1 protein-coding gene is annotated in these 572 nt (G+C 51.6%); it reads left to right on the top strand.

Annotated features, from left to right (window positions below; translation table 11 throughout):
* Nucleotides 1-147: 147 nt before the first annotated feature.
* Nucleotides 148-480, top strand: coding sequence for a general secretion pathway protein GspG (locus ACTHUM_RS18025; RefSeq protein ID WP_219088384.1), 333 nt, complete (start codon nt 148-150; stop codon nt 478-480).
* Nucleotides 481-572: the final 92 nt, after the last annotated feature.

Raw genomic sequence — 572 nt, 5'->3', positions numbered from 1 at the left:
TCTTGACGGAATGACATTCCCGGGGCGGCTGATACTCTAAACTGACCGCACCCAAGTTGCCGAGATACAAACGCACCGCCTGACTCAGACGGTGCGTTTGTTTTCGCCATGTTACAATACTTTCTTTTCTCACATTCTCAAACCATCATGCAAACCTTACCTTTTCAAACCGATATCACCGCCAGAATGCTGGTCAATACCGAAAACGAAACCATCCATCCCGATGCCGTATTCGTACAAACACAAAACGGCTATTGGATTGCTTGGCACGACCAGCAAGCCGCCCTGCTTGCCCCCGGCACGCCGCCCGATATTCCCTGCTTTTGGGTAGAAGGTGCAGAAAGCTTGGAAGAGCTGGTAAGCATGGTAGAAAACGGTGAATTTGACGAAGTCGAAGAATTTGACGGCGATGATGATGCTTGGCAAGAAGCACTCGGATGCGGCCATCATCACGAAGGACACTGCGGATGCAGCCATTGAGATGCACAAAACGCCTGCTTCCGGTACTTGCCCTTTGTCTGACGCTTAACGGCTGCGTTGTAGGCGCGGCTGTCGATTTGGCTGCTACAACC

It is taken from the genome of Neisseria sp. P0021.S006 (assembly GCF_051956895.1).
The sequence above is the reverse complement of the archived record's forward strand: the minus strand, read 5'-3'. Positions and strand labels throughout refer to the sequence as shown.